This is a genomic window from Micromonospora sp. NPDC003241 (assembly GCF_053589795.1).
In genome coordinates this window covers 153,516-180,203 of record NZ_JBSFSO010000004.1, presented here as the reverse complement: position 1 = coordinate 180,203, position 26,688 = coordinate 153,516, and the positions used below count along the sequence as shown (strand labels likewise).

The following is a 26,688-nucleotide window of genomic DNA, read 5'->3' as shown; positions in this document are numbered from 1 at the left end:
GCGTCACACACTCTTGACACCGCATCCGGGTGCTGAGAGGCTTCGACCAGCCCTACCTGGTAGCGCGCAGGAAGCGGGGGTGCCTGTACCCGCCGGACGCGACCGCTCACACGACCACTGCTGTGACAGGAAGGTCCACATGCCACTTCACCTGCACTGGTTCCTCCCGTCCCACGGTGACGGCCGTGAGGTGGCGAAGACCCCGCAGGGCGCGCCCGTCGACCCGGCGGACAACGTCCGGCGCGCGCCGGACATCGACTACCTGGCGCAGGTGGCGATGGCCGCCGACCGGTTCGGTTTCACCGGCGCCCTGGTGCCGACCGGGCTGTTCTGCGAGGACCCCTGGCTGGTGTCGGCCGCCCTGGCGGACCGGACCCGCCGGCTGCACTTCATGGTCGCGGTACGCCCCGGCTCGATGGCCCCGACGATCGCCGCACAGATGGCCGCCACCCTGCAACGCCTCTCCGGCGGCCGGTTGCTGCTCAACGTGGTCACCGGCGGCGACCGCGACGAGCAGTTGCGCTACGGCGACTGGCTCGACCACGACCAGCGCTACGCCCGGGCCGAGGAGTTCCTCGACGTGTTCGGCCGCGCCTGGTCCGGCGGCACGTACGACTTCGAGGGCACCCACTACCGGGTCCGCGCCGGTCGGCTGACCCGGGGACACCCGGTCACCCCGCCGGTCTTCCTCGGCGGCTCCTCGGCCGCCGCGCACGACGTGGCCGCCCGGCACGCCGACGTCTATCTGGCCTGGGGCGAACCGCCCGAGCAACTCGCCGCCCTGGTGAAGAAGGTCCGGGACCGGGCCGACGCGCAGGGCCGCGAGCTGTCCTACGGCTCCCGGTTCCACGTGATCAGCCGGGACACCGCCGAGGAGGCGTGGGACGTCGCGCACCGCCTGGTGGCCGGGATGCACCCGGACACCATCGCCGCCGCCCAGCGGCGCTTCGCGCGTACCGAGTCCGAGGGGCAACGCCGGATGGCCGCCCTGCACCAGGGCCGCACCGAGAGCCTCGAGGTCTATCCGAACGTGTGGGCCGGCTACGGGCTGGTCCGCCCGGGCGCCGGTGCCGCACTGGTCGGCAGCCACGTCGAGGTGGCCGACCGGATCGAGGAGTACCACGCCCTCGGACTGGACCATCTGATCCTCTCCGGCCAGCCGCATCTGGAGGAGGCGTACACCTTCGGCGAGGGTGTGCTGCCGATCCTCCGCAGGCGGGGACTGCTGGCCGAACCGGAAGGAGACCGGTGACCGACCTGCGGCAGCACGCGCCCGAGCGGATGATCCCTCCGACGGATCCCCGGTCCGTACCGACCACCGTCCTGATCGGCAACCCGCGCCGGGGCTCGCGCACCCTCACCGTGGCCCGGCACGTGACCGGCGCTCTGCGTACCGGTCTGGCCGACCTCGGCGTACACCTCGGCGAGCCGCACCTGGTCGACCTCGCCGAGCTCGGCGCGGACCTGCCGTCCCGGCTGATCGCCGGCACCGCCGCCCACGCGCCCCTGGAACGGGTGGTCGCCCGGGTCCGCGGACCCGGCCTGCTGGTGGTGGTGAGCCCGACCTTCAAGGGTTCCTACACCGGCCTGCTGAAGCTCTTCCTCGACATGCTCCCCCGCGAGGGCCTGCGTCCGGGCACGGTCGCCGTACCGGTGACGACCGCCGGCTGGGCGCAGCACCGGTACGTCGCCGACGCCCAGCTTCGACCACTGCTGGTGGAGTTGGGCGCCGTGGTGCCGGTCCGTGGTCTGGCGGTGCTCGAGGAGGAGTTCGGCGACCTCGACGCGGCGGTCGCCGGATGGACCACGGCCGCGGTGCCGGTGCTCGCCGCCGTGCTGCGTAGTTGCCAGACCCCGTCTGTGGGACCGCACCGACCCGCGGAACCCGTTCCCGTCCATCAACCCGCACAGCTCCGGTGAGCCGGGCGATCCGGAAGGAAGTAGCGACCATGAGTGAGCAGACCCCGACGGTCGTGGGGCCGAAGCAGTCCGACGAGCAGATCCGCGCTCAGGTCCAGGCCATCGTGCTCGACCTGGCGCCCAACCCCGACGGCCTGCGTGGGGAGGAGACGGCCCTGGTCCAGGACCTCGGCTTCCACTCGCTGGCCCTGATGGAACTCGCCTTCGCGCTGGAGGACGAGTTCGACCTGGAACCGATCGACGAGAAGACGGCCCGGTCGATCACCTCCCTCGGCGCGGTGCAGGAGCACGTGCTGCGCCGGATCGCGGAGCGTGACGCCGGGGCCTGATCCTCGCAACGGCAACGGCCGGCCACCCACAAGGTGGTCGGCCGTTTCGTCGTCCGGCCCGCCGCCCGCCGGGTGGGCCGGGACGGCGGCGGGCTCAGCCGATCAGCCGGTACAGCCGGTGGAAGCGGTCGTCGATGGGCAGTTGGGTGACCGCCACGAATCCGGCCTCGGTCGCGAGGTCCCGGACGACGTCCGGACGCAGCACGGTGCCGGTGCCGGCCGACGGCTGCTGACTGCGGCTCGCCGGCAGGCAGTGCAGCACGCTGGTGGCGTACTGGAAGCGTTCGATCTCGTCGGCCGGTGCGGCGAACCGCTCGGCCACCCGGGCGTCGAGCACCAGCACGCTGCCGCCGTCGGCGCACAGCCGCCGGCAGGCCCGCAGCACCTCCACCGGGCGGGCGATCTCGTGCAGCGCGTCGAAGAGGCAGACCAGGTCGTACGTGCCGGCCAGGTCGGGATCGGCGGCGTCCCGGGCGGCGAAGGAGACCCGGTCGCTCAGTCCGGCGTCGGCGGCGTGCCCGGTGGCGTCCGCGATCACCTCGGGGTCGATGTCGTACCCGTCGACGGTGATCCCGGGGAAGGACCGGGCCAACCCGATGCCCGCCCAGCCCGCACCGCAGGCCACGTCCGCGACCCGGGCCGGGGCGCCGACCAGTCGGGTGTGGATGTCCGGGGCGTGCCGGCGCAGCCAGCCGGCCATCTGGTGGGTGAACATCGCCCGGTTCGCCCCGGCGTGCCCCTCCCGCCAGTCGACGCCGTAGACCGCGTCGGCCACGCCGTCGCCGCTGCGGTACGCGTCGAGCAGCGCCGGCAGCGCCGCCGCCACCCCGCCCAGCGGCAGCACGGCCAACGCCGACATGGACAACGGACTGTCCGAGACGGTCAGCACCTCGGCGTGCGCGGCGGGCAGCGTGAACACCCGCTCGTCGGCCGGGGCCGAGGCGTCGTCGACGGTCAGGACACCGGCCACCGCCTGCTGTTCCAGCCACTCGCGGGCGTACCGAGGGTCGACCCCGACCCGCGCGGCGATCTCCCCCACCGTGCCGGGCCCCTTGGCCGCGAGGTCGTCGTAGAGCCCGAGGCGGACACCGAGATAGGTGGCGAGCAGTTCCTGGGTGGCCAGCAGCGAGGTCCACATCCGGACCGCGAAGACCCGAGCCTGCGGGTCGACGGGAGTCGTCATCGGTATCCCCTCCGGCGACACATGTGTGTGTTGTTTTCTCGACACACTCTATCCACGCGGGCGCGCCATGGACAGCACCCGGCGGCGGGAGATAGCGTCCGAACACGACACACCGAACACAGGAGGGGGCCGACGTGAACCCAACGCTGTCCCGGGTACGCGAGCTGGCGTCCCGAGTGGCGAAGCACGCCGAGGAGATCGAGCAGCGGCGCGGCCTCCCCGACGACCTCGTGGACGACCTCCGCGCGGCCGGCTGCTTCCGGATGTTCGCCCCCGCCAGTCACGGCGGCGACCAGCTCGACCTGCCCGACGTACTCGCCGTGCTGGAGGAACTCGCCCGTGCCGACGCGGCCACCTCGTGGACGGTGGGTCAGGTGGCGCTGTCGCACCTGATCGTGCGGTGCGGTCCGGCCGCCGCGCTGGACGAGGTCTTCGCCGACGGCGCGGACACCCTGGTCGCCGGTGCCGTGGCGCCCAAGGGCCGGGCCCGTACCGGCGACGACGGCTGGCGGGTGACCGGCCGCTGGCCCTTCGTCACCGGGTGCCCCCGGGCCGCCTGGTTCTATCTGAACTGCGTGCTGGTGTCCGGTCGCAGCGTCCCGGTCGGCCCGGACGGCGCACCCGCCACCCGCATCCTGTTCGTCCCGGCCCGCGACGTGCGCGTCCTCGACACCTGGCAGGTGCTGGGCCTACGCGGCACCGCCAGCCACGACGTGACGGTCGACGACGCGCGGGTGCCGGAGCATCTCGCAGTCTCCCCGCAGGACGAGGACGCCGCGCACCGCATCGCACAGTCCAGCCTGATCATCGGCGCGGTGGCGGTCGGTCTGGCCGACGGCGCGCTGACCGACCTGGTGCGCCTGGCCGCCGACGGCAAACGCCCGGCGTTGAGCGCGCGGCGGCTCGCCGACTCGCCGGTCTTCCTCGACCGGCTGGGCGAGGCGCAGACCACGCACCGCGCGGCCCGGGCGCTGCTGTACGCGGAGGCGGCCGAGGCCACGACGGCACCCGACTCCGCGTCGCCGGGTGGCCGGGCCCGGCTGCGCGCGGCGGCGGCCCAGGTGACCGGCCTCTGCGCGCAGGTCGTCGACGCCACGTACACGCTGTCCGGCGGTACCGGGGTGTACGACACCTCGTCGCTGCAACGGCGGATGCGGGACATGCGTACCGCCACCCAGCACTTCGTGGCGGGTCGCGACTCGTACGCCACGTTGGGCGCGCTCGCGGTGGACGAGGAGACGTCCGCCGGGCCGCGCTGACCCGAGTCGTCGCGGGGCCGGCCGTGGACCGGCGCCGCTGAGAGCACATCGTCTGTGGAGGTTGCAATGAGTGAGTTGTTCTCGGTCGCCGGCAAGACGGCACTGGTCACCGGCGGCACCCAGGGCATCGGCCGGATGATCGCGGAGGGTTTCGTCGCCGCCGGTGTGCGGGTCTATCTGACCGCGCGGACCAAGTCCGACTGCGAGGACGTGGCCCAGGAGCTCTCGGCCGGCGGTGGGACGTGCGTGGCGATCCCCGCCGACCTCTCCGACGAGTCGGAGTGCGTCCGGCTGGCGCGGGAGATCGGCGAGCGGGAGTCGGCGCTGCACATCCTGGTGAACAACGCGGGCACCGCCTGGACCGCGCCGGTGGAGCAGTTCCCCGCCGACGCCTGGGACAGCGTGCTCGACCTGGGCCTGAAGGCACCGCTGTTCCTGGTGCGGGAGCTGGCCGGGCTGCTGCGGGCGGCGGGCACCGCCGAGGATCCGGCACGCATCGTCAACATCGGCAGCGCGGACGCCCAACGGGTGCCGGAGATGCCGACCTACTCGGCCGCCGCGGCCAAGGCGGCGATCCACCACATCACCCGGATGCTGGCGCACGACTTCGCGCCCACGGTGACCGCGAACGTGATCGCGCCGGGCAGCTTCCCGTCCCGGATGATGGCCGGCGTGCTGGAGGCGATGGGTGAGGAGATCGCCGCGGTGACGCCGTTGCAGCGCATCGGGCGGCCGGACGACATCGTCGGCACCGCCATCTACCTGTGCAGCCGCGCCGGGTCGTACGTGACCGGTGCGGTGGTCACGGTCGACGGCGGGCTCTCCACCGCCCGGACCGGATACGTGCCGGGCCGGTTCCTCACCGACGAGCAGTGACGGGGCGGGGTGACCCGCCGGAGACCGCGCGGGGGCCGGGTGTCCGATCGGACACCCGGCCCCCGCGCCGTGGTCAGCCCTTCGGCTTGGGCGGTACGTGCAGGCCGAAGGCGAGCCCCTGGTTGTCCCGGCACTCCGCGAACGCGCCCCACTCCTCGGTGGCCGGGCGCATCGGCTCGACCTCGCCGCCGAGTTCCTGCACCCGCTTGATGGCGGCGTCGATGTCGTCCACCCGGAAGTAGAGGTAGTGCTGCGGCGGCCCGGGGTCGCGGTGGAAGCCGCCCGGCACCGCCGCCTCCCCGGTGTCGATCGACCCACCGTGTTCCTGCGCCTGCACCTTCCAGCCGAACAACTCGGCATAGAAGCTGCTGGCCACCGCGACGTCCGGCACCCCGAACTCGAAGTACGACAGCTGTCCTGACACGACCGGCCTCCTCGGTCCAACGATCCGGTGCGCCACCCGACCGACCGTCCGGACGGGGGGCTATCTAACGCAACAAACTACACTAGGATTCGACCCAACATACTCCGCTGACCGTCGCCATCGGATGGCGCGCCGAGCCGGAAGAGGTGTCACCACGTGCCCGTCACCGCCGCTCCGACCGAACTGATCCCGGACACCGCCGCCCTGATCGGCGCCGTTCGCACGGCCACCACCACCGGCGGCGTGCACGAGCACGTGTACGCCGCCGACGGACGCGTCACCGCCGCCGTGCCGCTGGGCGGCGCCGCCGAGATGGACGCGGCGGTCCGTGCCGCAGGCGAGGCCCTCGACGGCTGGCGGGCCACTCCCGGCAACGTACGCCGGGACCTGCTGCTCGCCCTGGCCGACCTGGTCGAGCGGCACGCCACCGAGCTGGGCGGGCTACAGACACTGGAGAACGGCTGCCCCCGGCAGTTCGCCTCGGTGATGCCCCGCGTCGCCGTGGACCACCTGCGGTACAACGCCGGATGGGCGGACAAGGTCGGCGGCGAGGTCGTCCCGACGTGGCCGATCCGGGCCGTCGACTACACGCTGGACGAACCGTACGGCGTGGTGGCCCTGATCATTCCCTGGAACGGCCCGCTGGTGTCGGTCGCGCAGATGCTCGGCCCGGCGCTCGCGGCCGGCAACACCATCGTGCTCAAGCCCTCCGAGCTGGCGCCGTTCACCGCGCTGCGCATCGGTGAGCTGGCCCTGGAGGCGGGTTTCCCGCCCGGCGTGCTCAACGTGGTGCCCGGCGGGGCGGCCGGCGGCGAGGCGCTGGTCCGGCATCCGGGCGTGGACAAGGTGCACTTCACCGGCGGCGGCACCACCGCCCGGCGGATCCTCGCCACCGCCGCCGAGCGGCTCCTGCCGGTGGGCCTGGAGCTGGGCGGCAAGTCGGCCCACGTCATCTTCGCCGACGCCGACGTCCGGATGGCGGCCCGGCTGGCGATGAGCGGCGTCGTCGCGCTCAGCGGCCAGGGCTGCGCCAACGGCACCCGGGTGCTGGTGCACTCGTCGGTCTACGACGAGGTGCTGCGGACCGTCGCCGCCCGGCTGGCCCGGGTGCCGCTCGGCGATCCCGCGCAGGAGCGCACCATGATGGGCCCGGTCGTCAGTGAGCAGGCGTGCCACCGGATCCTGGGCGTGGTGGACCGGGCCCGGGACAAGGGCCAGGGGCGGCTGGTGACCGGCGGCGAACGGCTCGGCGGCGATCTGGGCGACGGGTACTTCATCGCGCCGACGGTGTTCGGGGAGGTCGACCCGGACAGCGAGCTGGCGCAGGAGGAGATCTTCGGGCCGGTGCTGGCGTTCACCTCCTTCGACACGGAGGAGGAGGCGATCCGGCTGGCCAACGGCACCCGCTACGGGCTCGGGGCGTACCTGCACACCACCGACCTGCGCACGGCGCACCGGGTGAGCCGCGCGGTGGCGGCGGGCAGCGTCTGGGTCAACGGGGTGCCCGGCGTGCTGCCGTCGGCCCCGTTCGGCGGGATGCGGCAGAGCGGCTGGGGCCGGATCGGCGGCGAGGCCGGCGTCCGGGAGTTCCTGCGGCCGAAGAACGTCTGGATCGCCGCCTGAGGCTGTCCCGGCTGCGGCCGGGACCACCCGGAGAGCGTCACCCGCCTGACGGGCGGCCGTCGGCCGCCCGTCAGGCGACTACAGCCGCCAGGACCGGGTCGCCTCCTGCTCGGCCCACATCCGCGCGTACCGCCCGTCGCGGGCCAGGAGTTCGTCGTGCCGTCCCACCTCGACGACCTCGCCGCCGTCGAGGACCACGATCCGGTCGGCGTGCCGCACCGTGCCCAGCCGGTGCGCGACCACCAGCACCGTACGGTCCCGGATCAGGCCGGACAGGGCCTGCTGGACGTGGCGCTCGTTGGTGGCGTCCATCGCCGCGGTCGGCTCGTCGAGCAGCACGATCGGTGCGTCCTTGAGGATGGCCCGGGCCAGCGACAACCGCTGCCGCTCCCCACCGGAGAGCGTGGCCCCGCCCTCACCGACCAGGGTGTCCGCGCCCTGCGGCAGCCGGGCCACGATCTCGTCCACCCGGGCCTGCGCCGCCGCGCGGTCCACCTCGTCGTCGTCGGCCTCCGGCCGACCGAAGCGGATGTTGTCCCGCACCGACTCGCTGAACAGGTAGCTGTCCTGGAAGACCACGGTCACCGCGTCGAAGAGGGTCCGGCTGTCCAGCTCCCGGATGTCGACTCCGCCGATCCGGATCGTCCCGGAGTCCGGCGCGAAGAACTGGGCCAGCAGGTGCAGGCAGGTGGTCTTGCCGGCGCCGCTGCTGCCGACCAGCGCGGTCACCGTGCCGCTGGTGGCCTCGAAGCTGACCGACCGCAGCGCGGGGCGGGACGCCCCCGGATAGGTGTAGGAGACGCGGTCGAACTCGACGTCGTGGCCCTGCGGCGCCGGTCCGGCCCGGACCTCCGCCGGCACCGGTTCGGCCAGCAGCGCGCCGAGCCGGTCCACGGCCGCCTCGCCGACCCGCAGGCTCTCGGTCTGCTCGCCCATCGCCCGCAGCGGCCCGTGGATGCGCAGCGACAGCACCGCGAACACCAGGAAGGTGGCCGGCGCCAGGTCGCCGCCGATCAGCAGGAAGGCCCCGGCCAGGAGCACCACCGGCAGCCCCAGCTCGATCACGGTCAGGAAGAGCACCAGCGGGACGACCAGCTTGTTCACCAGCCCGATGCTCGCCTCCCGGTGCCGGACCAGGGCCTGCGCGAGACGACTGGAGCGCTCACCGGTGGCGCCGTGCGCGCGGGCCACCGCGATGCCCGAGACGTACTCCTGGAAACGGGCCGCGGCCTGGCCGCTGGCCTGGGCGCGTTCCGCCGCGAGCCGGGCGAAGGTCCGCTGGGACCAGGCGTAGACCAGCATCGCCAGCGGGATGGTGGCCAGCGCGGCCAGGCCCATCCGCCAGTCCTCGACCAACAGGCCCACCGCGATCACCAGCGGCAGCAGGGCCGCGCCGATGATGGTGGGTACGGCGCCGAAGACCACCGGCTCCAGCTCGCTGAGGTGGTGCGTGACCAGGGCGGTGAGGTCACCGGTCTGCCGTTTGGTGTGGTAGCCGAGCGGGAGCCGGCGCAGGTGTTCCAGCGCCCGCAGGCGCAGCTCGCCGAGGAGTTCGAAGGAGGCCACCCAGCTCTGCCGCTGGGCGAGCAGGTCGAAGCCGAACTGGCCGACGGTCGCCGCCACCACGGCGGCGCTCCACAGGAGCACCTCACGTTGGCTGATCGGCGGTCCGCCGAGGTTGGCCTCGCGGAGTCGTTGCAGCACCACGACGAGCAGCCAGATCGGCACCGCGATGCAGACCGCCGCCGCCATCCGGGCGGCGATCCCCCACAGTTGCTGACGACGCAGCCGGGGATCGGACAGCTCCCAGAGCCGGCGGATCAGCGCCACGGTGCGTCCGGCCACGGTGCTGACCGGCGGGGCGTCCTGCTGACCGCCGAGGGGTGAGGTCAGGGTGCTCATCCGCGCGCTCCGCTCCGCTCGTCGCTGGCGCCGAGACTCCATCGGGCGCTGGTGGTGGCGTCGGCCCAGAGCCGCGCGTACGTGCCGTCGGCGGCCACCAGGTCGTCGTGGCGGCCGGTCTCGACCGCCCGGCCGTCGGTCAGCACCACGATCCGGTCGGCGTCCCGGATGGTGCTGAGCCGGTGCGCGATGACCAGCAGGGTGCGCCCGGTGGCCAGGTTCGCCACCGCCTGCTGGATGGCGATCTCGTTCTCCGGGTCGGTGGAGGCGGTCGCCTCGTCCAGCACCACCACCGGCGCGTCCTTGAGCAGGGCACGGGCGATCGAGATGCGTTGCCGCTCGCCACCGGAGAGGGTGGCGCCCCGCTCGCCGACGACGGTGTCGTAGCCCTGGGGCAGGGAGAGGATGAAGTCGTGGCAGCGCGCCGCACGGGCGGCCCGGTGCACGGTCTCGTCGTCCAGGTCGGGGCGGCCCAGGGTCAGGTTGGCCCGGACCGTGTCGTGGAACAGGAACGGGTCCTGGAACACCACCGCGACCGTGTCCATCAGCTGGTCGACGGCCATCTCCCGGACGTCGACACCGCCGACCCGTACGCTGCCGGCGTCCACGTCGAAGAACCGGGATACCAGCCGGGCGACGGTGCTCTTGCCCGAGCCGCTGGGGCCGACGACGGCGGTGACCCGGCCCGCCTCCGCGTGGATGCTCACCCCGTCGAGGGCGCGTCGGTCGGGGGTGTAGCCGAACGAGACGTCCGCCAGCTCGACCGAGGCCGGGCCGAGCGGCACCCGGCGACCGGTGTCCGGCAACGCCGGGCTGTTCAGCAGGGCGGCGATCTCGTCGGCGCCGAACCGCACCTGGCGCAACTGCGAGCTGTAGCCGGTGAGCTTGGTCAGCGGCGCGGTGTAGCCGAGGGCGAGCAGCAGGAACAGCAGCAGGGTGGGCACGTCGACCGCGCCGTCGCGATAGAGCCAGAGCCCCACCGGTACGACGACGGCCACGTTGGCCGCCATGATCGTGAAGTACGCGGCCCCGCCGGGCAGGAAGGCCAGCCCCCAGCGGGTCTCCGAGTCGACGTACCGGCGGACCGCGTCGGTGGCCCGGGCCACGGTGTCGGTCTGCCGGTTGAACACCTTGACGGCCTTGATGCCGTGCAGGAACTCGGTGACCGTCTGGTTCATCGCCATGCCGGCGCCGTGCCACTGCGCCACCCACGCGCCGGAGCCCCGGGTGGCGTGCCGCATCGCCAGCATGGCCAGCGGGACGACCGCCACCGCCGCCAGCGCCAGCCGCCAGTCGATGACGAAGAGCCAGACGGTGGTGGCCGCGACCACGGTCAACGCGGCGACCGCGTCGGGCAGCATGTGCGCGACGAAGACCTCGATGCGTTCGACGTCCTCCATGGCGAGCTTGCCGACCCCGCCGCTGCCGCGCCGGGTCACCTCGCCCAGCGGCAGCACCGAGACGCGTTCGGCGATGCGCTGGCGCAGTCGGTGCAGCAGCCAGTACGCGCAGACGTGGCTGATCGCCAGGGCTCCGCCCATCAGCGCGGTGCCGGCCGCGATGGCGACCAGTGCGACGACGGCGTACCGGATCAGGGAACCGCCGTCGGGATCCGCCGCGGTGACCAGCTCGACCGCCACCCGGTAGGCCATCAGGTAGGGCACGAGCTGGAACGCCACCGCCGCGACGGCGAGCAGCACGGCCGAGGTGAGTCGGCCTCGTTGTGCGCGTACCAGTGATCGGAGCAGTTCGCGGCCGCCACCACCGGCGTCCGTGTCGGTCCCGGCGGCCATCGCCCACCCCGTCTCGTCGGCGGTCGTCGGTCCCTTGAGGACCTCCTGAGCGGTGTAATGGTAGTCGTTATCGATGTCGTGAGACAGGCTGTCCGCGCGCAAATGTCGCCGACGGTGGGCCGACCGACCGCTCAGGGTGATCGACACCTGTCCGAACGGACCACCTCGGACACCGCCCGGCCCGTCCGGCAAAGGTTCTCCCGCGCCGATTGAACCGCTACACCGCCGTCGGCCGTACGTCTTGGGCGAAGGGAGTGGCCCATGAAGCGCATGACCCCGTTGCTCACCCTCCTCTCGGGGGCGGTGACGGCCGCCGTGCTGTTCACGATGAGTGCGCAGGCATCCCCGCCGGGAACCCAGCCCGCCGCCGGGAACGGACCACCGGTCGCCGCGCCGGCACCGTCGACCGGGATCGAGGACGATGTCGAGGCCGACGTCGAGGACGAGGTGGACGACCCCGCCGAGCCGGAGGTGGACCCGGACGCCCCGGACGGCGCACGACCGGGCGTGACCTCGCCACCGGCCGACCGGGACCCGTCGTCGGCCGGCACCGAGGTCAACTCGGTGGAGCAGAACTGGATCGGTGAGCTGGAGAACGGCGCCACCATCGCGATCACCGTCAAGAACGGCAAGGCGGAGGCGTACGTCTGCGACGGTCGGGAGATGGAGGTCTGGTTGTCCGGCACGGTCCGCGACGGCAAGATCGAACTGACCGGCAAGGACGCCAAGCTCTCCGGCGTGATCCGGGGCGACGTGGCCAGCGGCGAAATGATCGTCGGCGTACGCCGGTGGAAGTTCACCGCGCGGCCCGAGCAGAAGACCGACGACAGCCCGGTGGTCAAGTCCGGCTCCGGCACCGCCCCGGCGATCTACCGGGCGACCGAGGACATCCGTGCGGCCGGCATCGACGGTGGCTGGATCATGCTGCCGGACGGTACCCAGATCGGGATCGTCACCTGGAACGGCAAGCCCATCCCGGCACCACCGCTGGACCCGGCCTTCTTCAGCACCAAGGTCAACGGGGTCACCATCACCGCCGCGCCGGTCGTCCCCGGAGCACGGTGATGTCCCAGCACCGTCACGGCAGCGTGCGGACCGTGCCCCGCCGCCCCCGGGATCCGTCCATGGAGGTGATGCGCGACTTCGACGGCCCGCCGCCGAGCGCTCCGACGCCGCGTCCCTCGATGGTGGTCCCGCTGCTGGTCGGGGCGGGGGTCGCGGTGGCATTGGGGGTGTACGGCCGCACCCACACCCCGACCGGCATCGCGGTCAACGTGGCGGGGTTCTCGTCGCCGCTGACGGTGAAGGTGTGGCTGGGCACGGGCGCGGCGTTCTTCGCCGTCGTCCAACTGCTCTCGGCGCTGTCCATGTGGGGCCGGCTCGGCGGGTTCTCCCCGCCCTGGGCCGGTGCCGTGCACCGCTGGTCGGGACGGATCGCCTTCCTACTCACCGTGCCGGTCGCGGTGCACTGCCTGTACGCGCTCGGTTTCGCCGACTTCGACACCCGGGTGCTGATGCACTCCCTGCTGGGCTGCTTCTTCTTCGGCGTGTTCGCCACCAAGATGCTGACCCTGCCCAAGCGTGGTCTCGCCGGGTGGGTGCTGCCGGTGGTCGGCGGAGTCGTGTTCGTCGCCCTGATCGGTGTCTTCCTGACCTCGTCGGTCTGGTACTTCACCACGTTCGGTTTCCAGCTCTGACGGAAAGGCACCTCGGATGAACCACGAGCAGGCCGGCTGCTGCCGGTCGCGACGGGCCGTGCTGGCCGGCACCGGTGCGGTGGGCGTGGCCGCGCTGACCGGATGCGCCACGTACGGCCAGCCGACCTCGGCGCCCCCGCCACCGCCGCCGCCCGCCGGTAACCCCAGTGCCGACCCGTCCGCGTCGGGCGCGCCGGACGCCGGTGGCGGCCCGCCGGCCCTGGCCACCCTGGCCGACATCCCGGTCGGTGGTGGACAGATCTACGGCGACGCCGGGGTGGTGATCACCCAGCCGACGCCGGGGACCATCAAGGCGTACTCGTCGACCTGCACCCACCAGGGCTGCACGGTCACCTCGGTGACCAACGGCACCATCGTCTGCGCCTGCCACAACAGCGTGTTCGACATCGCCGACGGTTCGGTGCGCAGCGGACCGGCGGGGTCCCCGCTGCCCGCCGCGAACGTCTCCGTCGACGGGGACGCCATCCGGCTGGTCTAGGCGGCGCGAACACCCAGGACGCGGCCCACTCCAGGCCCGGGCCGCGCGGGGCCGTCCGGAGTGGCGTCGCGACACCGGACGGCCCCTGCCTCACCCGGGGGCGGGTGGGGCAGGGGTCCCGGAGCCTGCGGCGGACTCAGACCGCGAGCGCCTGCCGTACGGTCGACTCGGCCGTGGCCCCGCCCGCGCCGGCCGAGGTGACCCGCCCCGACTCCAGCACGTGGTAGCGGTCGGCCACCCGCAGCGCGAACCCGAGGTGCTGCTCGACCAGGAGCACGCTGAACCCGCGCTGCGCGGTCAGCGCCACGATCCGCTCCTGGATCTCGGTCACCACCGACGGCTGGATGCCCTCGGTCGGCTCGTCGAGCATCAACAGCCGGGGCCGGGTGATCAGCGCCCGCGCGATGGCCAACTGCTGGCGCTGACCGCCGGAGAGCAGTCCCGCCCGACGGCGCAGCAACGGTCGCAGCGCGGGGAACAGGTCCAGCACCTCGGCGGTGGCCGCCGCGCCGTCACGCCGACCGTCGGCGACCAGCCGCAGGTTCTCCGCCGCCGTCAGGTGCGGGAAGCACTGCTGGCCCTGCGGCACGTACGCGATGCCCCGGGCGACCCGCTCGTGCGGGGCCAGCCGGGTGATGTCCACCCCGTCCAGCTCGACCCGACCGGCGCGGGGACGCAGCAGACCGGCGGCGATCCGTAGCAGGGTGGACTTGCCCGCACCGTTGTGCCCGAGGACCGCCGCCACCCCGTCGTCGGGCACCTCGACGTCGACGCCGTGCAGCACCCGGCTGCGGCCGTAACCGGCGTGCACGCCGCGCAGACTGAGCATCATGCCTCCGTAGCCGTCGGGGCCGCCCCGGCGTCGACCGGGTGACCGAGGTAGACCTCCTGCACCCGCGGGTCGGCCTGCACCTGCGCCACGGTGCCCTCGCTGAGCACCCGACCGGCGTGCAGCACGGTGACCGTCCGCGCGAAGCGGCGCAGGAAGTCCATGTCGTGCTCGATCACCACCACCGTGCGGTCCCGGCCGACCTTCTCCAACAGGCGACCGGTGGCGTCACGTTCCTCGTGGCTCATCCCGGCCACCGGTTCGTCGAGCAGCAGCAGCCGGGCGTCCTGGACGAGCAGCATGCCGATCTCCAGCCACTGCTTCTGCCCGTGTGCGAGGGTGCCGGCGAGCTGCTCGGCCCGGTCGGCCAGGCCGATCACGTCGAGCGCCTCGGCCACCTCGTCGGGCACCCCGTGCCGGCGGCGCAGCAGCGTCGCCCAGTTCCGCCGCGCACCGGCCGCGATGTCGAGGTTCTGCACCACGGTCAGCTCCTCGAACACGGTCGAGGTCTGGAACGTGCGTCCCACGCCGAGGCGACTGATCCGGTGCACCGGCCGCCCGAGCAGTTCCCGGTCGCCGAAGCGGACCGAGCCGCTGGCCCGGACCAGCCCGGTGACGGCGTCGACCAGGGTGGTCTTGCCGGCGCCGTTCGGTCCGATGAGGAACCGGATGTCGCCGGGTGCGACGTCCAGGCTGACGCCGTCCACGGCGGTGAAGCCGTCGAAGCTGACCCGCAGGTCGCGCACGGTGAGCCCGTGCAGTTGCCCGGTCACGAGGTCGCCTCCGCCTTCCGCCGCCGCAGCCGGCCGAACCGACCGCGACGTTCGTCGCCGTCGTCGCGGCGGCGGACCAGGCCGACCAGCGACGCCAGGCCGCCGGGCAGGAAGGCCACCACCACCACGAACAACAGGCCCTGCAGGTACGTCCAGGTGCCCGGGAACCGCTCCGACAGGGCGGTCCGGGCCCACGCCACCGCGACCGCGCCGAGGACCGGCCCGAGCAGGGTGGCCCGACCGCCGATGGCGACACCGATGACGAACTCGATGGACGGCACGATCCCGATCAGCGCCGGCGAGATGATGCCGACCGCGGGGACGAACAGCGCCCCGGCCAACCCGGCCATCCCCGCCGCCACCACGTACGCGACCAGCTTGACGGTGGCCGGGTCGTAGCCGAGGAAGCGGACCCGTTCCTCACCGTCACGGACCGCGACGAGCAGTTCGCCGTAGCGGCTCTGCATCAGGTGCCGGGTCAGGGCCAGCAGCGCCAACAGGGTGCCGGCGATGATGAAGTAGACCATCCGCTGGTTGACCGGGTCGTCCAGGTCGTAGCCGAAGAAGCCCTGGATGTCGGTGAGGCCGTTGGTGCCACCGGTGGTGCCCTGCTGACCGATCAGCAGGATCACCATGGCGGCGGCGAGGGCCTGGCTGAGGATGGCGAAGTAAGCGCCCCGGACCCGGCGGCGAAACACCAGCGACCCGAGGACGAAGGCCACCGCCATCGGCAGCAACACCGTGGCGGGCAGGGCGAACCACGGGCTGGCGAACGGTCGCCACCACAGTGGCAACTCGTCGAGTTGCCCGTACAGCATCATGAAGTCGGGCATGGTGCCCGGACCCGCGTCGGCGAGCTTGAGGTGCATGGCCATCGCGTAGCCGCCGAGACCGAAGAAGACGCCCTGGCCGAGGGCGAGCATGCCGCCGCGTCCCCAGGCCAGACCGATGCCGACCGCGACCATCGCGACGCAGAGATATTTGGCCAGCAGGGAGAGCCGGAAGTCGGAGAGCAGCAGCGGGGCGACGGCAAAGAGCAGGGCCGCGCCGAACGCGAACCCGGCGGCGGCCCGGAACCGGTGCCGGGACGGGCCGGCGGCGGGGGTGGCCGGCGGGGGCGCGGGTGCGTCGGCGGTGACGGGATCTCTGGCGACGGTGGTCATGCCAAACTCCTGGTACGCAGCGTGAACAGGCCCTGGGGTCGCCACTGGAGGAACGCGACGATGGCGACGAACACCATCACCTTGGCGACGCTGAGGGTGGTCAGGTATTCGCCGGAGGCTTGGAGCACGCCCAGCGCGAAGGCGACGATCACGGTGCCCTTGAGCTGGCCGATGCCGCCGACCACGACGACCAGGAAGGCGTCGATGATCAGGTTGGTGCCCATGGTGGGGCCGATCGGACCGAGCAGCGTCAGCGCGACTCCGGCGATGCCGGCCAGGCCGGACCCGATGAAGAAGGTCATCCGGTCCACCCGGGCGGTGGCGATGCCGGAGACGGCCGCCAGGTCGCGGTTCTGCACCACGGCGCGGATCCGGCGGCCCAACGGGGTGAAGCGCAACGCGAGCGTCAGCGCGACCACCGCGCCACCGGCCAGGGCCAGGATGAACAGCCGGTTGTTGGCGACGGTGATCCCGCCCGGCAGCGCGATGTTGCCGGTGAGCAGTTCCGGGGCCCGGGTCTGCACGTTGGGGCTGCCGAAGACGTCCCGGGCGAGCTGTTGCAGGATCAGCGAGACGCCCCAGGTGACCAGCAGCGTGTCCAGCGGCCGGGCGTAGAGGCGGCGGATCAGCAGGATCTCCAGCAGGACGCCCATCGCGCCGGCCACCACGAAGGCGACCGGCAGCGCCACCAGCAACGACCACCCGGCTGCGGTGATGACCTGTTGCAGGACGTAGGTGGTGTAGGCGCCGGCCATGATGAACTCGCCGTGCGCCATGTTGATCACGCCCATCTGGCCGAAGGTGAGCGCCAGGCCCAGCGCGATCAGCAGCAGCACCGCGCCGATGCTGACGCCGGTGAAGAGTTGACCGATGAGAACTGTCACGGTGGGTACTCCGAACTGCGGGTGGGGGCCCGGGCGGGACGGGTCCCGCCCGGGCCGTGGGACCGGGGCGTCGGTCAGCTCAGGCCGCCGGCCCAGGGGTAGCTCTTGAGGTACGGGTCCGGCGTGATCGGCTGCCCGGAGTTCCAGACCTCGGCGATCAGCCCGTCCGCGCCGACCTTGCCGACCCGGGCCGTCTTGGCGATGTGCTGGGTCGCACCGTCCACGGTGACCAGACCCTCCGGCGCCTCGAAGGTGATGCCGTCGGAGGCCTCCCGGACCTTCTCCACGTCGAACGTGCCGGCCTTCTCCACCATCGCCTTCCACAGATAGACCGAGACGTACGCGGCCTCCATCGGGTCGCTGGTCGGCTTGTCCGCGCCGAAGCGGGCCTTGTACGCGGCCACGAACTTCTCGTTCGCCGCGCCCGGCGTGGTCTGGTAGTAGTTCCAGGCGGTGAGCTGGCCCTCCAGGTACTGCGTGCCGATGCTCTTGACCTCCTCCTCGGCGATGGAGACCGAGACCACCGGCATGGCGGCGGCGGTCAGCCCGGCGGACTTGTACTCCTTGAAGAACGCCACGTTGCTGTCGCCGTTGAGGGTGTTGAAGACCGCGTCCGCCCCGGCGGACTTCACCTTGTTGGTGATGGTGCCGAACTCGGTGGACCCGAGCGGGGCGTAGTCCTCGCCCAGCACGGTCATTCCGTTGGCCTGCGCGTACGCCTTGATGATTTTGTTCGCGGTGCGCGGGAAGACGTAGTCGGACCCGACCAGATAGAGCGACTTGGCGCCCTGCGCCTTGAGATACTCCAGGCCGGGAACGATCTGCTGGTTCGTGGTCGCGCCGGTGTAGAAGATGTACGGCGACTGTTCCAGTCCCTCGTACTGCACGGGATAGAACAGCAGCGCCTTGTTCTTCTCGAAGACCGGCTTGACGGCCTTGCGACTGGCCGAGGTCCAGCATCCGAAGACGGCGGCGACGCGGTCCTCACGGATCAGTTTCTCGGCCTTCTCGGCGAACGTCGGCCAGTCCGAGGCGCCGTCCTCGCCGACCGGCTGGATCTTCTTGCCGAGTACGCCACCGGCGCCGTTGATCTCCTCGATCGCCAGCGTGATCGCGTCGCGGACGGTCACCTCGCTGATGGCCATGGTGCCGGAGAGGGAGTTGAGCAGGCCCACCTTGACGGTGCCGCCGGAGACGTCGGCGCTGACGCCGGCGGAGGTGTTCCCATCGGTGGTCTTGCTGCCGCACGCGGCCAGTGCGGCTGCGGCGACCAGGGTCATGGCACCCGCCAGGATGCGGCGGCCCCGGATCAGTGTCATCAATGCTCCCTGCTTCGCGCCTGGGCGTGGAGTCAGTACCTCGGGAACGAGCGTCGGTCCCGGGTCGAGAAGTGCGGATTCTGCGTGTGCGGTGCGGTCCGTCGGAACATGTCGCGCTGCCCGGCACGGCGGGTGGACGCCGGTCCGGGCACCGATTCGGATATCGGGCAGGGAAAGCTTCGATCCGCTTCGTTGCGCGAATGTTTCCCGATCCTCAATAGACTGTTTCCGCTGGCTGATGCTGATCGCAGGCGCGGATGCAGAAAATGCCGGAGCCCCGCCGCGAGAATCGGCGGAATGGCACCGGCACACAAATATGGACCGCGACGGTGGCAATTTTCGATCACCGTCGGGTGGGTGGTCGTATCCCGCACACGGGCCGGATACTTCACGCAGGAAGTATCTTATGTGGCCGGTGCGCGATCCTGTCAAGGCACGGTCGGGTCACGCCGCCGATCGACCCCCGCCGTTCGCGCGACCGCGCCGCCCGCTCGATCCTCGGCCCGCAGGTGCCGGCCGCCGACCGCCTCAGAGCTCGGCGAGGACGGTGAAGTCCAGGCCGTCGGCCTCGGCCAGATAGATGCGCTGGCGTACGTGCCGACGCCGCAGCCGCAGTTCACCACGCGGCCCGTCGTACGACACCACGTCGGCGGACGCCTCCACCGCCCGTACGTCCAGCGTGCCGGCCTTGGCGATGAGGGCGGACAGCAGCATCACGCCCTCGTAACAGGACTCACCGAGGCTGCCCAGCGGCGGCGCCTCCAACCCGAAGCGGCGGGCGAACTGGCCGTGGAAGTCGAGATTCTCCGGCGTGACCAGGCCGGCGAAGAAGCCGGCCGTGCTGAACAGGCCCCGCGTGTTCGTCGCGCCGCTGGCCAGCAGCATGTTCTCGTCCATCAACGTGCTCAACCGCAGGCAGCGCTGGTCCAACCGGGACCGCGCGAAGGCCCGGTTGAACCGGACCGCGTCGGCACCGACCAGCAGCATCAGCACCGCGTCGGCGTCGCTGCGCTCGATGCGCCGCAGCACCTCGACGTAGTCGTGCGTCTCCAACGGCAGGAAGTGGTGCCCGACCACCCGGCCGCCGCTGCGCAGCGCGTACCGGTAGGCGGCGCGGGTGGTCCGGCGGGGCCAGACGTAGTCGTTGCCGACCACGAACCAGCGCCGGATTCCGAGGTCGGCGGCGAGCACCCGCATCGCCGGCCACAGTTGCGCGTCCGGCGTCTCGCTGGTCAGGAAGACCCCCTCGGTCCGCTCCCCGCCCTCGTACAGGGCGGTGTAGACGTACGGCACCCGGTGCGCGATGCGCGGTGCGACCGCCTGCCGTACCGAGGAGATGTGCCAGCCGGTGACGCCCTGTACGGCGCCCGTCGACACCAGCGCCTCCACCTCGGCGGCGACCTCGGCCGGTGGCGCACCGCCGTCGACCGGCACCAGCCGCAGCTCGCGACCGAGCACCCCGCCGCGCTGGTTGACCTCCTCCACCGCGAGCTGCGCGCACTGCTCACAACTCGGGCCGAACATGCCGGCCGGGCCACGCATCGGATACACCAGCGCGATGCTGACCACGCCCCGGTCGACGGTGAGCCAGGACGCCCCGGCGGCGAGCCTCTCCCCCGCCTGCGGACGCCCGTACCCCGGTGCCGGCGCGGACATGAACACATCGTGGCCGCAGCCGAGGATGATGACCAGACCTCCCCAGCAGACGGGACGTCTCGGTACGATGACCCGGCAACCGCCAGGCGGGAGTGCCATGTCAGACCTTCCCGGCTCCGCAGCCGACCTGCTACCCCTGCTCACCCGCGCCGAGCGGCTGCTCGCCCGCCGGGTCGGCACGGTGCTCGCCGTCGAGTCGCTCACCATCGAGGCTTGGCGGGTGCTCTGCCTGCTCGCCGACGGTCGAGGGCACCCGATGAGCGAGGTCGCCGCCGAGGCGTCCCTGCCACCGGGCACCCTGACCAAGCTGGTCGACCAGCTCGTGGACCGCAACCTGGTGTTCCGGCGGGTCGATCCGTTCGACCGGCGGCGCATCCGGGCGTACCTGACCGACCGGGGGCGACGCGAGCACGAACGGATCGCCGCGCAGATCCACGCCGACCTGGCCGGGCTCAGCGCGTCGGGCGACGCGGACCTGGCCGGGCACCTCGACGACCTGATCGGACGACTGGAACCGGACCGCCGCCCCGCCCCCACCCGGGTCTGACGCCGCCACCGGCCGGCGGACGGGCGGTCACCGTCGCGGGTCGGCCACGCTGCCGGGTGACGTCGGGTCAGCCGCCGTTGACCGGGCGGAACCGGTCGACGGAGTGGCGGGCCCGTGCCGCGCCGTTGGTGACCGGCCCGACGGCGTCGAACATCACCCGGCCCAGGGTCGCGTGGGCGCGTACCGCCGGGTGGGTGCCGCCGTAGTTGTCCAGGTCGCCGAGGGAGTCGGCGAAGAAGGCGTAGGTCAGCGTCGGCGCGCCGGTCGCGTCGAACATGATCCCGGCCTCGTGCCGGGCCGCGCCCAGCGTGTCGTAGTCCGCGCCGTACTTGGTGGCCACCCGGCTGCGCTCCGCCGACGACATGTCGCGACGGATCCCGTCGTGGTAGCCGTTCACCCAGCGCAGGATGCCCAGCAGGAAGTCGCACGACCGGGTCGACAGCAGGGTCTTGTCGGCCAGCCGCCAGAGCAGGTCGTGGGTCTCGCGCGGAGTGGTCACGCCGAGGAAGAAGCGGTTCGGGTTGGCCACCGGCTCGACCCGCGTGTGCGTGAAGCCCTTGGCGGCGAGGATCTCGTTGATCTCCAGCGCCGGCACCACCCGCCCGCACATCCGCACCGACGTGTTGTCGGAGACGAGCAGCATCGCGGTGAGGAAGTTCGCCACGGTGATCTCGTCACCCCACACGGTGTGCAGGAAATAGATGCCGCTGCCGCCGAGGATGATGTCGCCGGTCAGGTCGAGGCGCTGGCCGAGCGCCAGCTCACCTCGGTCGATCTTGTCCAGCACCGCCACCGCGACGGCCAGCTTCTGCACGCTGTAGCCGTGCGTCACCCGGTCGGCGTCGTCGGCCACCACGGTCCGCAGTGCACCGGAGCCGTCCACCATCGCCACGTGCGAGTGCCACACGCCGCCCGCCCGTGCCTTCTGCTGTCGATAGGTACGCCGGATCAGCGCCTGCGCTCCACCAGGGCCGGACGCGTCCCTGGCAGTCGGCGTACTCGGCGCGGCGGCGGCACCGGCCGGTGTCGCCACCAGGGCCGCCGCAGCGGCACCGATCCCGATCGCGGCCCGACGACTCATCTGCTCGGCCATTGTCACTCCTCTGGTCCGGCGTGCCACCGGCGGGATCGCCGGCACCGGACACACCCTGCCATACCCACCCATCTTCCGCTGGACCTCACTCCAGAGTGGAGCGGAACGGTCGTCGGGATGGCCTCACCCGACTCGGGCGATCCGGTCGTCGGCCGGGAACGCCGTCGCCGTTGGGGTGAGGTACGTGCGCAGGGTGTGCGCGTCCGGGGCGGTGGCGGTCCACAGGGTGGCCGGACCGCCGGCCAGCGGTAGCCGGGCGACCGTGCCCCGTACCGCCGCAGGCTCGGCCGGTGCGGTCGGGTCGACCAGGAGCAGTGAGCCGGTGGCGGGAGCGCCGCCGAGCACCGCCGGTCCGGCCCAGCCGGATGCGTCCGGCCCGACCGCCAGCGACTGTCGCAGCAGCGGCCGACCGCCGAGGTCGACCCGGGTGACGACCTCGGCGTTGCCGGGTGCCTCCCGGTGTCGGCCGCAGATCAGTTCGTCGCGCCAGTGCAGGGTGCCGCCCTCGGCGACGTCCACCTGGGCGTCGGCCACGTGCGCGCAGCCCGCCGCCGCGACCAGTTGCTCCGGCAGCCAGTGCAGCGTGGCGTCGGCGGCGACGGTCACCCGGACCAGCATCCGGGAGACCGCGCCGGGACGGCCGGGCAGGGCGATCGAGGCGGCCACGGTGCGGACGCGGACCACCGCACCGGGGCCCACCTCGACGTCCAGCCGCAGGTCGTCGCCGGCGAGCGGACCGGCCGCACCGCCGACGACGTACACCGTGGCGCCACCGCCCGACGCCGGCACCTGGCGCAGCAGCAGCGGGCTCTCCCCGCGCAGCTCCGTCAGGACCGTGCGGCCGCGTCGGTCGACGCGGGCCGTCAGCCGGGCGGTGGCCCGCATCAGGCCTGCCCGGCGGGTACCGGGTGGTCGGCGTGCGCGGTCGCGGCCCGGTGGTGGGCCAGCTCGTGCCGGATCCAGGCGGCGACCCGGGAGGCCAGTGGATCCTCGGTGATGGACTGGAAGACGGTGGGCAGGTCGCCCCGGCGGGCCCGCGCGTCCCGGTCCATGACCGACAGGTCGGCACCGACCATCGGGGCCAGGTCCGTCTTGTTGATCACCAGGAGGTCGGCGGCGGTCACGCCGGGGCCACCCTTGCGCGGCACCTTGTCCCCGCCGGCCACGTCGACCACGAAGATCTGCCGGTCCACCAGACCCCGGCTGAAGGTGGCGGTCAGGTTGTCCCCACCGCTCTCCACCAGCACCAGGTCCAGCGGACCCAGCGCCTCGGCCAACTCGTCGACCGCGTCCAGGTTGGCACCGATGTCGTCACGGATCGCGGTGTGCGGGCAGCAGCCGGTCTCCACGGCCCGGATCCGGTCCGGGTCGAGCACCCCGGCCCGCTTGAGGAAGTCGGCGTCCTCGGTGGTGTAGATGTCGTTGGTCACCACCGCCAGCCGCAACTCGTCGGCGAAGGCCCGGCACAGCGCGGCGACCAGCGCCGTCTTTCCGGAGCCGACCGGACCGCCGATGCCGACCCGCAGCGCCCGTGACGCGGCGGGCAGCGGGGCGTGCGGGTCGACACCGGGTTCCGGGTGGGTGTGGGGAACGGACTCGTCGTGCTCGGTCTCAGGACGCAAAGAGACGCACCTCCCAGGTGACATGAACTTCGGCATGGATGTCGGCGAGCGGAGCGGCGGCGGCCGGCAGCCGCTCCGGTGGTTCCTCGGCGGCCCGCGCCGCCCGCGCCGCGGTGGCGTCGCAGGCGACCGTGAGCCGCACCAGCAGGGCCTGCACCCGGTAGGGATCGAGGCCCAGCAGACGTACGGCGGCGCTTGCCGAACCGGTCACCGTCGCGTGGGCGGCGACCGTGGCGACCTGCGCCGGGTCCAGACCGGCCGCGGCGCCGACCAACCCCAGCACCAGCGGCTGGTGCGGGCCGGGCGGCCTGGCGGGCAGGTCGTCGAAGGTGTCACCGGGCCAGATCTCCCGCCCGGCCCGCAGCAGCGCCCGGCCCTGGCGACGGGACACCGCCCGTTGGGCCGGCGACGCGGTCCGGGCGTCCAGTTCGGCGTCGAGCCGCCCCAGCAGGTCCCGGCGTCCGGCCGACCGGGCGGCCCGACGGGACGCCGCCGCGAACGCCGCCGCGACCAGCCCGGCGGTGGCCAGCCGCCCGCGCAGGTACTCCCCCAACGTGGCCAGGTCGGTCACCCGCCCGGCCGCGACAGCCGCCTCCAGCCCCGACGAGTGGGCGTGCGCCCCGGCCGGGAACCGCCCGTCGGCGAGCAGCAGGAGCATGGTCGGCGCGCTCATCAGAACAGGAAGTAGCGCTGGGCCATCGGCAACTCGGTCACCGGGTCGGGTTCGACCACCTCGCCGTCGATGCGGACGGTGAAGGTGTCCGGGTCCACCTCGATGCGCGGCAGCGCACCGTTTTCCGGCAGGTCGGCCTTGCCGCGCTGCCGTACGTCGGCCACCGGCACCACCCGGCGACGCACGTCCAGGCGCAGCCCGGCGTCGAGCGCGGCGGGTGCCACGAACGCCAGGCTGGTGGCGGCGGCCGCCACGCCGTACGCGCCGAACATGGGGCGGGGCAGCATCGGCTGCGGCGTCGGGATCGAGGCGTTCGCGTCCCCCATCTGGGCGTACGCGATGAACCCGCCCTTGATCACCAGGTGCGGTCGGACGCCGAAGAACGCCGGTTCCCAGAGCACCAGGTCCGCGAGCTTGCCCGGCTCGACCGAGCCGATCTCGTGGTCGAGTCCGTTGGCCATGGCCGCGCAGATGGTGTACTTCGCCACGTACCGCCGGGCCCGGTGGTTGTCGGCGGCACCGTCACCGGGCAACGCCCCCACCCGCGCCTTCATCACGTGCGCGCTCTGCCAGGTCCGCAGCACGACCTCGCCGACCCGGCCCATCGCCTGCGAGTCGGAGCCGATGATCGAGATCGCGCCCAGGTCGTGCAGCAGGTCCTCGGCGGCCATCGTGGACGGCCGGATCCGGCTCTCGGCGAACGCCAGGTCCTCCGGCACCGCCGGGTTGAGGTGGTGGCAGACCATCAGCATGTCGAGGTGTTCGGCCAGCGTGTTGCGGGTGTACGGACGGGTCGGGTTGGTCGACGAGGGCAGCACGTTCGGTTCCCCGGCGACGGTGATGATGTCCGGCGCGTGCCCGCCCCCGGCCCCCTCGGTGTGGTACGAGTGGATCGCCCGGCCGCCGATCGCCCGCAGGGTGTCCGCGACGAACCCGGCCTCGTTGAGGGTGTCGGTGTGGATGGAGACCTGCACGCCCGAGGCGTCCGCCACCCGCAGGCACGCGTCGATCGCGGCCGGGGTGGTGCCCCAGTCCTCGTGCAGCTTGAAGCCGCCGGCACCGGCCCGCAACTGCTCCCAGAGCGCCTCGGCGGAGACCGTGTTGCCCTTGCCGAGCAGCAGCACGTTGACCGGGAACGCGTCCAGCGCCTCGTGCATCCGGGCCAGGTGCCAGGCGTTCGGCGTGACGGTGGTGGCCCGGGTCCCCTCGGCCGGTCCGGTGCCGCCGCCGACCAGGGTGGTGACCCCACCGGCCAGCGCCTCGGTGACGATCTGCGGGCAGATGAAGTGCACGTGGGTGTCGACCGCCCCGGCGGTGAGGATCCGGCCGTTGCCGGCGATCACCTCGGTCGCCGGTCCGATCACCAGCTCCGGGTGCACACCGTCCATGGTGTCCGGGTTGCCCGCCCGGCCCAGCGCGACGATCCGCCCGTCGCGGATCCCCACGTCGGCCTTGACCACGCCCCAGTGGTCGAGGACCACCGCGCCGGTGACGACCGTGTCCAGGGCGCCCTCGGCCCGGGTGGCCCGGGACTGGCCCATCGACTCGCGGATCACCTTGCCGCCGCCGAAGACCGCCTCGTCGCCGCCGGCACAGTGGTCGTGCTCGACCTCGATCAGCAGGTTCGTGTCGGCCAACCGGATCCGGTCGCCGGTGCTCGGCCCGTAGAGCGCGACGTAGCGCTCCCGCTCCACCAGGCTCATGCCGTCGCTCCGCTCCGCTGCGCGCCGCCGTCGGGCACCGCCGTCGTCGGGGCCTGGTCCAGCGGGCCGGCGCACTCGCCGCGCAGGCCGGGCACGATCCGCGCGCCGCGCAGCGGCACCAGGTCCACGGTGCGGCTCACGCCCGGTTCGAAACGCACGGACGTCCCGGCCGGTACGGCCAAGCGCTGTCCCCAGGCGGCGGCCCGGTCGAAGTCCAGGGCCGGGTTGGCCTCGGCGAAGTGGTAGTGCGACCCGACCTGCACCGGCCGGTCGCCGGTGTTCACCACGAGCAGCGTGGTCACCGGACGCCCGGCGTTGATCTCCACCGGCCGAGCCGCCGGCAGGATCTCCCCGGGGATCACGGGATCGGGTGGTGCACCGTCACCAGCTTGGTGCCGTCCGGGAACGTCGCCTCCACCTGCACCTCCCTCAGCAACTCGGGGATGCCGTCCTGCACGTCGTCCCGGGTCAGGACGGTGCGGCCGGAGGCCATCAGGTCGACCACGGTCGCCCCGTCGCGGGCGCCTTCGAGCAGGAAGGCGGTGAGCACCGCGACGGCTTCCGGGTAGTTGAGGCGCAGGCCGCGCTCGCGGCGACGCCGGGCGACGTCCGCCGCCACGTGGACGAGCAGGCGGTCCTGCTCGTGGGGGGTGAGATACACGGGGTGCTCCCGGTGGGTGTCCGCGCCCCCGGACACCGTCGGCCCGGCGCCTCGACGCGCCGACCGCCGGTCGGGGTTCGCCCGCCGGTCCCGACCGCCACGTGCGCGGGGCCCGGGGTTTCCACCTCCCCAGGTCCGCGTGACGGACCACCGGCGGTGTCGGGTCGGATGCGGACCGCACCGCCCACCGCTGAGCAGACCGTAAGGGATCACGCGGGCGGCGGGCAACACCCCGCGTGAGGGTCGTCATAACGGGTGGA

Annotated in this window: 27 protein-coding genes; 10 read left to right on the top strand and 17 right to left on the bottom strand. The window is 72.8% G+C overall.

Going from position 1 to position 26,688, the window contains the following annotated elements; all coding sequences use genetic code 11:
* Positions 1-139: 139 nt before the first annotated feature.
* Genes ACWDVW_RS05615 through ACWDVW_RS05605 form a run of 3 tightly spaced genes read left to right on the top strand, consistent with a single transcriptional unit; the run spans position 140 to position 2,249 of the window.
* A complete protein-coding gene (locus tag ACWDVW_RS05615; protein WP_449945243.1) occupies positions 140-1,252 on the top strand; it encodes an LLM class flavin-dependent oxidoreductase in 1,113 nt (370 codons plus the stop codon).
* Positions 1,249-1,920: an NADPH-dependent FMN reductase gene (locus ACWDVW_RS05610; protein ID WP_449945240.1), complete on the top strand. Its 672-nt coding sequence runs from the start codon at positions 1,249-1,251 to the stop codon at positions 1,918-1,920. The genes ACWDVW_RS05615 and ACWDVW_RS05610 overlap by 4 nt, the downstream gene beginning before the upstream one ends.
* Before the next feature lie 29 nt (positions 1,921-1,949).
* Positions 1,950-2,249: an acyl carrier protein gene (locus ACWDVW_RS05605; protein WP_131057237.1), complete on the top strand. Its 300-nt coding sequence runs from the start codon at positions 1,950-1,952 to the stop codon at positions 2,247-2,249.
* Between the two features lie 94 nt (positions 2,250-2,343).
* On the opposite strand, the gene ACWDVW_RS05600 is transcribed toward ACWDVW_RS05605, so the two are convergent.
* Entirely contained in the window at positions 2,344-3,432 is a 1,089-nt protein-coding gene (locus tag ACWDVW_RS05600) for a class I SAM-dependent methyltransferase (protein ID WP_449945237.1), read from the bottom strand.
* Positions 3,433-3,566: 134 nt separating this feature from the next.
* On the opposite strand from ACWDVW_RS05600, the gene ACWDVW_RS05595 reads away from it, so the two are divergent.
* Positions 3,567-4,691, top strand: coding sequence for an acyl-CoA dehydrogenase family protein (locus ACWDVW_RS05595; protein ID WP_449945234.1), 1,125 nt, complete (start codon positions 3,567-3,569; stop codon positions 4,689-4,691).
* A gap of 66 nt (positions 4,692-4,757) precedes the next feature.
* Positions 4,758-5,567: an SDR family oxidoreductase gene (locus ACWDVW_RS05590; RefSeq protein WP_449945232.1), complete on the top strand. Its 810-nt coding sequence runs from the start codon at positions 4,758-4,760 to the stop codon at positions 5,565-5,567.
* A gap of 73 nt (positions 5,568-5,640) precedes the next feature.
* Here the strand turns inward: ACWDVW_RS05590 and ACWDVW_RS05585 are convergent, their stop codons facing one another.
* Entirely contained in the window at positions 5,641-5,991 is a 351-nt protein-coding gene (locus ACWDVW_RS05585; protein ID WP_449945229.1) for a VOC family protein, read from the bottom strand.
* A gap of 156 nt (positions 5,992-6,147) precedes the next feature.
* Between ACWDVW_RS05585 and ACWDVW_RS05580 the strand changes: the two genes are divergently transcribed.
* A complete protein-coding gene (locus ACWDVW_RS05580) occupies positions 6,148-7,614 on the top strand; it encodes an aldehyde dehydrogenase family protein (protein WP_449945227.1) in 1,467 nt (488 codons plus the stop codon).
* 78 nt (positions 7,615-7,692) lie between these two features.
* Here ACWDVW_RS05580 and ACWDVW_RS05575 read toward each other — a convergent pair whose 3' ends face one another.
* Positions 7,693-9,516, bottom strand: a complete 1,824-nt coding sequence (locus tag ACWDVW_RS05575; RefSeq protein ID WP_449945225.1) for an ABC transporter ATP-binding protein — start codon at positions 9,514-9,516, stop codon at positions 7,693-7,695.
* Positions 9,513-11,309, bottom strand: a complete 1,797-nt coding sequence (locus tag ACWDVW_RS05570; RefSeq protein ID WP_449945222.1) for an ABC transporter ATP-binding protein — start codon at positions 11,307-11,309, stop codon at positions 9,513-9,515. Before ACWDVW_RS05570 ends, ACWDVW_RS05575 begins: the two co-directional genes overlap by 4 nt.
* Positions 11,310-11,570: 261 nt before the next feature.
* On the opposite strand from ACWDVW_RS05570, the gene ACWDVW_RS05565 reads away from it, so the two are divergent.
* The 3 genes from ACWDVW_RS05565 (at position 11,571) to ACWDVW_RS05555 (ending at position 13,505) form a co-directional block, all read left to right on the top strand.
* On the top strand, positions 11,571-12,374 hold the full coding sequence (locus tag ACWDVW_RS05565) for a hypothetical protein (RefSeq protein ID WP_449945219.1): 804 nt from the start codon (positions 11,571-11,573) through the stop codon (positions 12,372-12,374).
* 68 nt (positions 12,375-12,442) lie between these two features.
* On the top strand, positions 12,443-13,006 hold the full coding sequence (locus tag ACWDVW_RS05560) for a DUF6529 family protein (RefSeq protein WP_449945368.1): 564 nt from the start codon (positions 12,443-12,445) through the stop codon (positions 13,004-13,006).
* 16 nt (positions 13,007-13,022) lie between these two features.
* On the top strand, positions 13,023-13,505 hold the full coding sequence (locus ACWDVW_RS05555) for a Rieske 2Fe-2S domain-containing protein (RefSeq protein WP_449945216.1): 483 nt from the start codon (positions 13,023-13,025) through the stop codon (positions 13,503-13,505).
* A gap of 136 nt (positions 13,506-13,641) precedes the next feature.
* Here ACWDVW_RS05555 and urtE read toward each other — a convergent pair whose 3' ends face one another.
* From urtE to ACWDVW_RS05525, 6 genes are all read right to left on the bottom strand, one after another.
* Positions 13,642-14,334: an urea ABC transporter ATP-binding subunit UrtE gene (gene urtE / locus ACWDVW_RS05550; RefSeq protein ID WP_449945212.1), complete on the bottom strand. Its 693-nt coding sequence runs from the start codon at positions 14,332-14,334 to the stop codon at positions 13,642-13,644.
* Positions 14,334-15,107: an urea ABC transporter ATP-binding protein UrtD gene (gene urtD, locus ACWDVW_RS05545; protein ID WP_449945209.1), complete on the bottom strand. Its 774-nt coding sequence runs from the start codon at positions 15,105-15,107 to the stop codon at positions 14,334-14,336. Before urtD ends, urtE begins: the two co-directional genes overlap by 1 nt.
* The gene (urtC, locus tag ACWDVW_RS05540) at positions 15,104-16,270 is read right to left on the bottom strand and encodes an urea ABC transporter permease subunit UrtC (protein WP_449945206.1); all 1,167 of its coding nucleotides are present in this window, start codon (positions 16,268-16,270) and stop codon (positions 15,104-15,106) included. The genes urtD and urtC overlap by 4 nt, the downstream gene beginning before the upstream one ends.
* Positions 16,267-17,154 (bottom strand): urea ABC transporter permease subunit UrtB, encoded by an 888-nt coding sequence (urtB, locus tag ACWDVW_RS05535; protein WP_396750849.1) that lies wholly within the window; start codon positions 17,152-17,154, stop codon positions 16,267-16,269. Before urtB ends, urtC begins: the two co-directional genes overlap by 4 nt.
* A gap of 74 nt (positions 17,155-17,228) precedes the next feature.
* A complete protein-coding gene (gene urtA, locus ACWDVW_RS05530; RefSeq protein ID WP_449945202.1) occupies positions 17,229-18,473 on the bottom strand; it encodes an urea ABC transporter substrate-binding protein in 1,245 nt (414 codons plus the stop codon).
* Positions 18,474-19,001: 528 nt separating this feature from the next.
* Complete coding sequence (locus tag ACWDVW_RS05525; protein ID WP_350694712.1) at positions 19,002-20,129, bottom strand: substrate-binding domain-containing protein; 1,128 nt, start codon at positions 20,127-20,129, stop codon at positions 19,002-19,004.
* Positions 20,130-20,226: 97 nt separating this feature from the next.
* Here ACWDVW_RS05525 and ACWDVW_RS05520 point away from each other — a divergent pair, with 97 nt between their 5' ends.
* The gene (locus tag ACWDVW_RS05520) at positions 20,227-20,676 is read left to right on the top strand and encodes a MarR family winged helix-turn-helix transcriptional regulator (protein ID WP_449945199.1); all 450 of its coding nucleotides are present in this window, start codon (positions 20,227-20,229) and stop codon (positions 20,674-20,676) included.
* 67 nt (positions 20,677-20,743) lie between these two features.
* On the opposite strand, the gene ACWDVW_RS05515 is transcribed toward ACWDVW_RS05520, so the two are convergent.
* The 7 genes from ACWDVW_RS05515 to ACWDVW_RS05485 form a co-directional block, all read right to left on the bottom strand.
* Entirely contained in the window at positions 20,744-21,769 is a 1,026-nt protein-coding gene (locus ACWDVW_RS05515; protein ID WP_449945197.1) for a serine hydrolase, read from the bottom strand.
* 123 nt (positions 21,770-21,892) lie between these two features.
* Positions 21,893-22,654, bottom strand: a complete 762-nt coding sequence (locus ACWDVW_RS05510) for an urease accessory protein UreD (protein WP_449945195.1) — start codon at positions 22,652-22,654, stop codon at positions 21,893-21,895.
* On the bottom strand, positions 22,654-23,391 hold the full coding sequence (gene ureG, locus ACWDVW_RS05505; RefSeq protein ID WP_449945192.1) for an urease accessory protein UreG: 738 nt from the start codon (positions 23,389-23,391) through the stop codon (positions 22,654-22,656). Before ureG ends, ACWDVW_RS05510 begins: the two co-directional genes overlap by 1 nt.
* On the bottom strand, positions 23,381-24,064 hold the full coding sequence (locus ACWDVW_RS05500; RefSeq protein ID WP_449945190.1) for an urease accessory protein UreF: 684 nt from the start codon (positions 24,062-24,064) through the stop codon (positions 23,381-23,383). Before ACWDVW_RS05500 ends, ureG begins: the two co-directional genes overlap by 11 nt.
* Positions 24,064-25,767 carry an urease subunit alpha gene (locus ACWDVW_RS05495; protein ID WP_449945187.1) on the bottom strand — a complete coding sequence of 568 codons (1,704 nt, stop codon included), beginning with the start codon at positions 25,765-25,767 and terminating at the stop codon, positions 24,064-24,066. The genes ACWDVW_RS05500 and ACWDVW_RS05495 overlap by 1 nt, the downstream gene beginning before the upstream one ends.
* Complete coding sequence (locus ACWDVW_RS05490; protein WP_449945184.1) at positions 25,764-26,129, bottom strand: urease subunit beta; 366 nt, start codon at positions 26,127-26,129, stop codon at positions 25,764-25,766. Before ACWDVW_RS05490 ends, ACWDVW_RS05495 begins: the two co-directional genes overlap by 4 nt.
* Positions 26,126-26,428, bottom strand: a complete 303-nt coding sequence (locus ACWDVW_RS05485) for an urease subunit gamma (protein WP_350694727.1) — start codon at positions 26,426-26,428, stop codon at positions 26,126-26,128. Before ACWDVW_RS05485 ends, ACWDVW_RS05490 begins: the two co-directional genes overlap by 4 nt.
* Positions 26,429-26,688 lie beyond the last annotated feature (260 nt).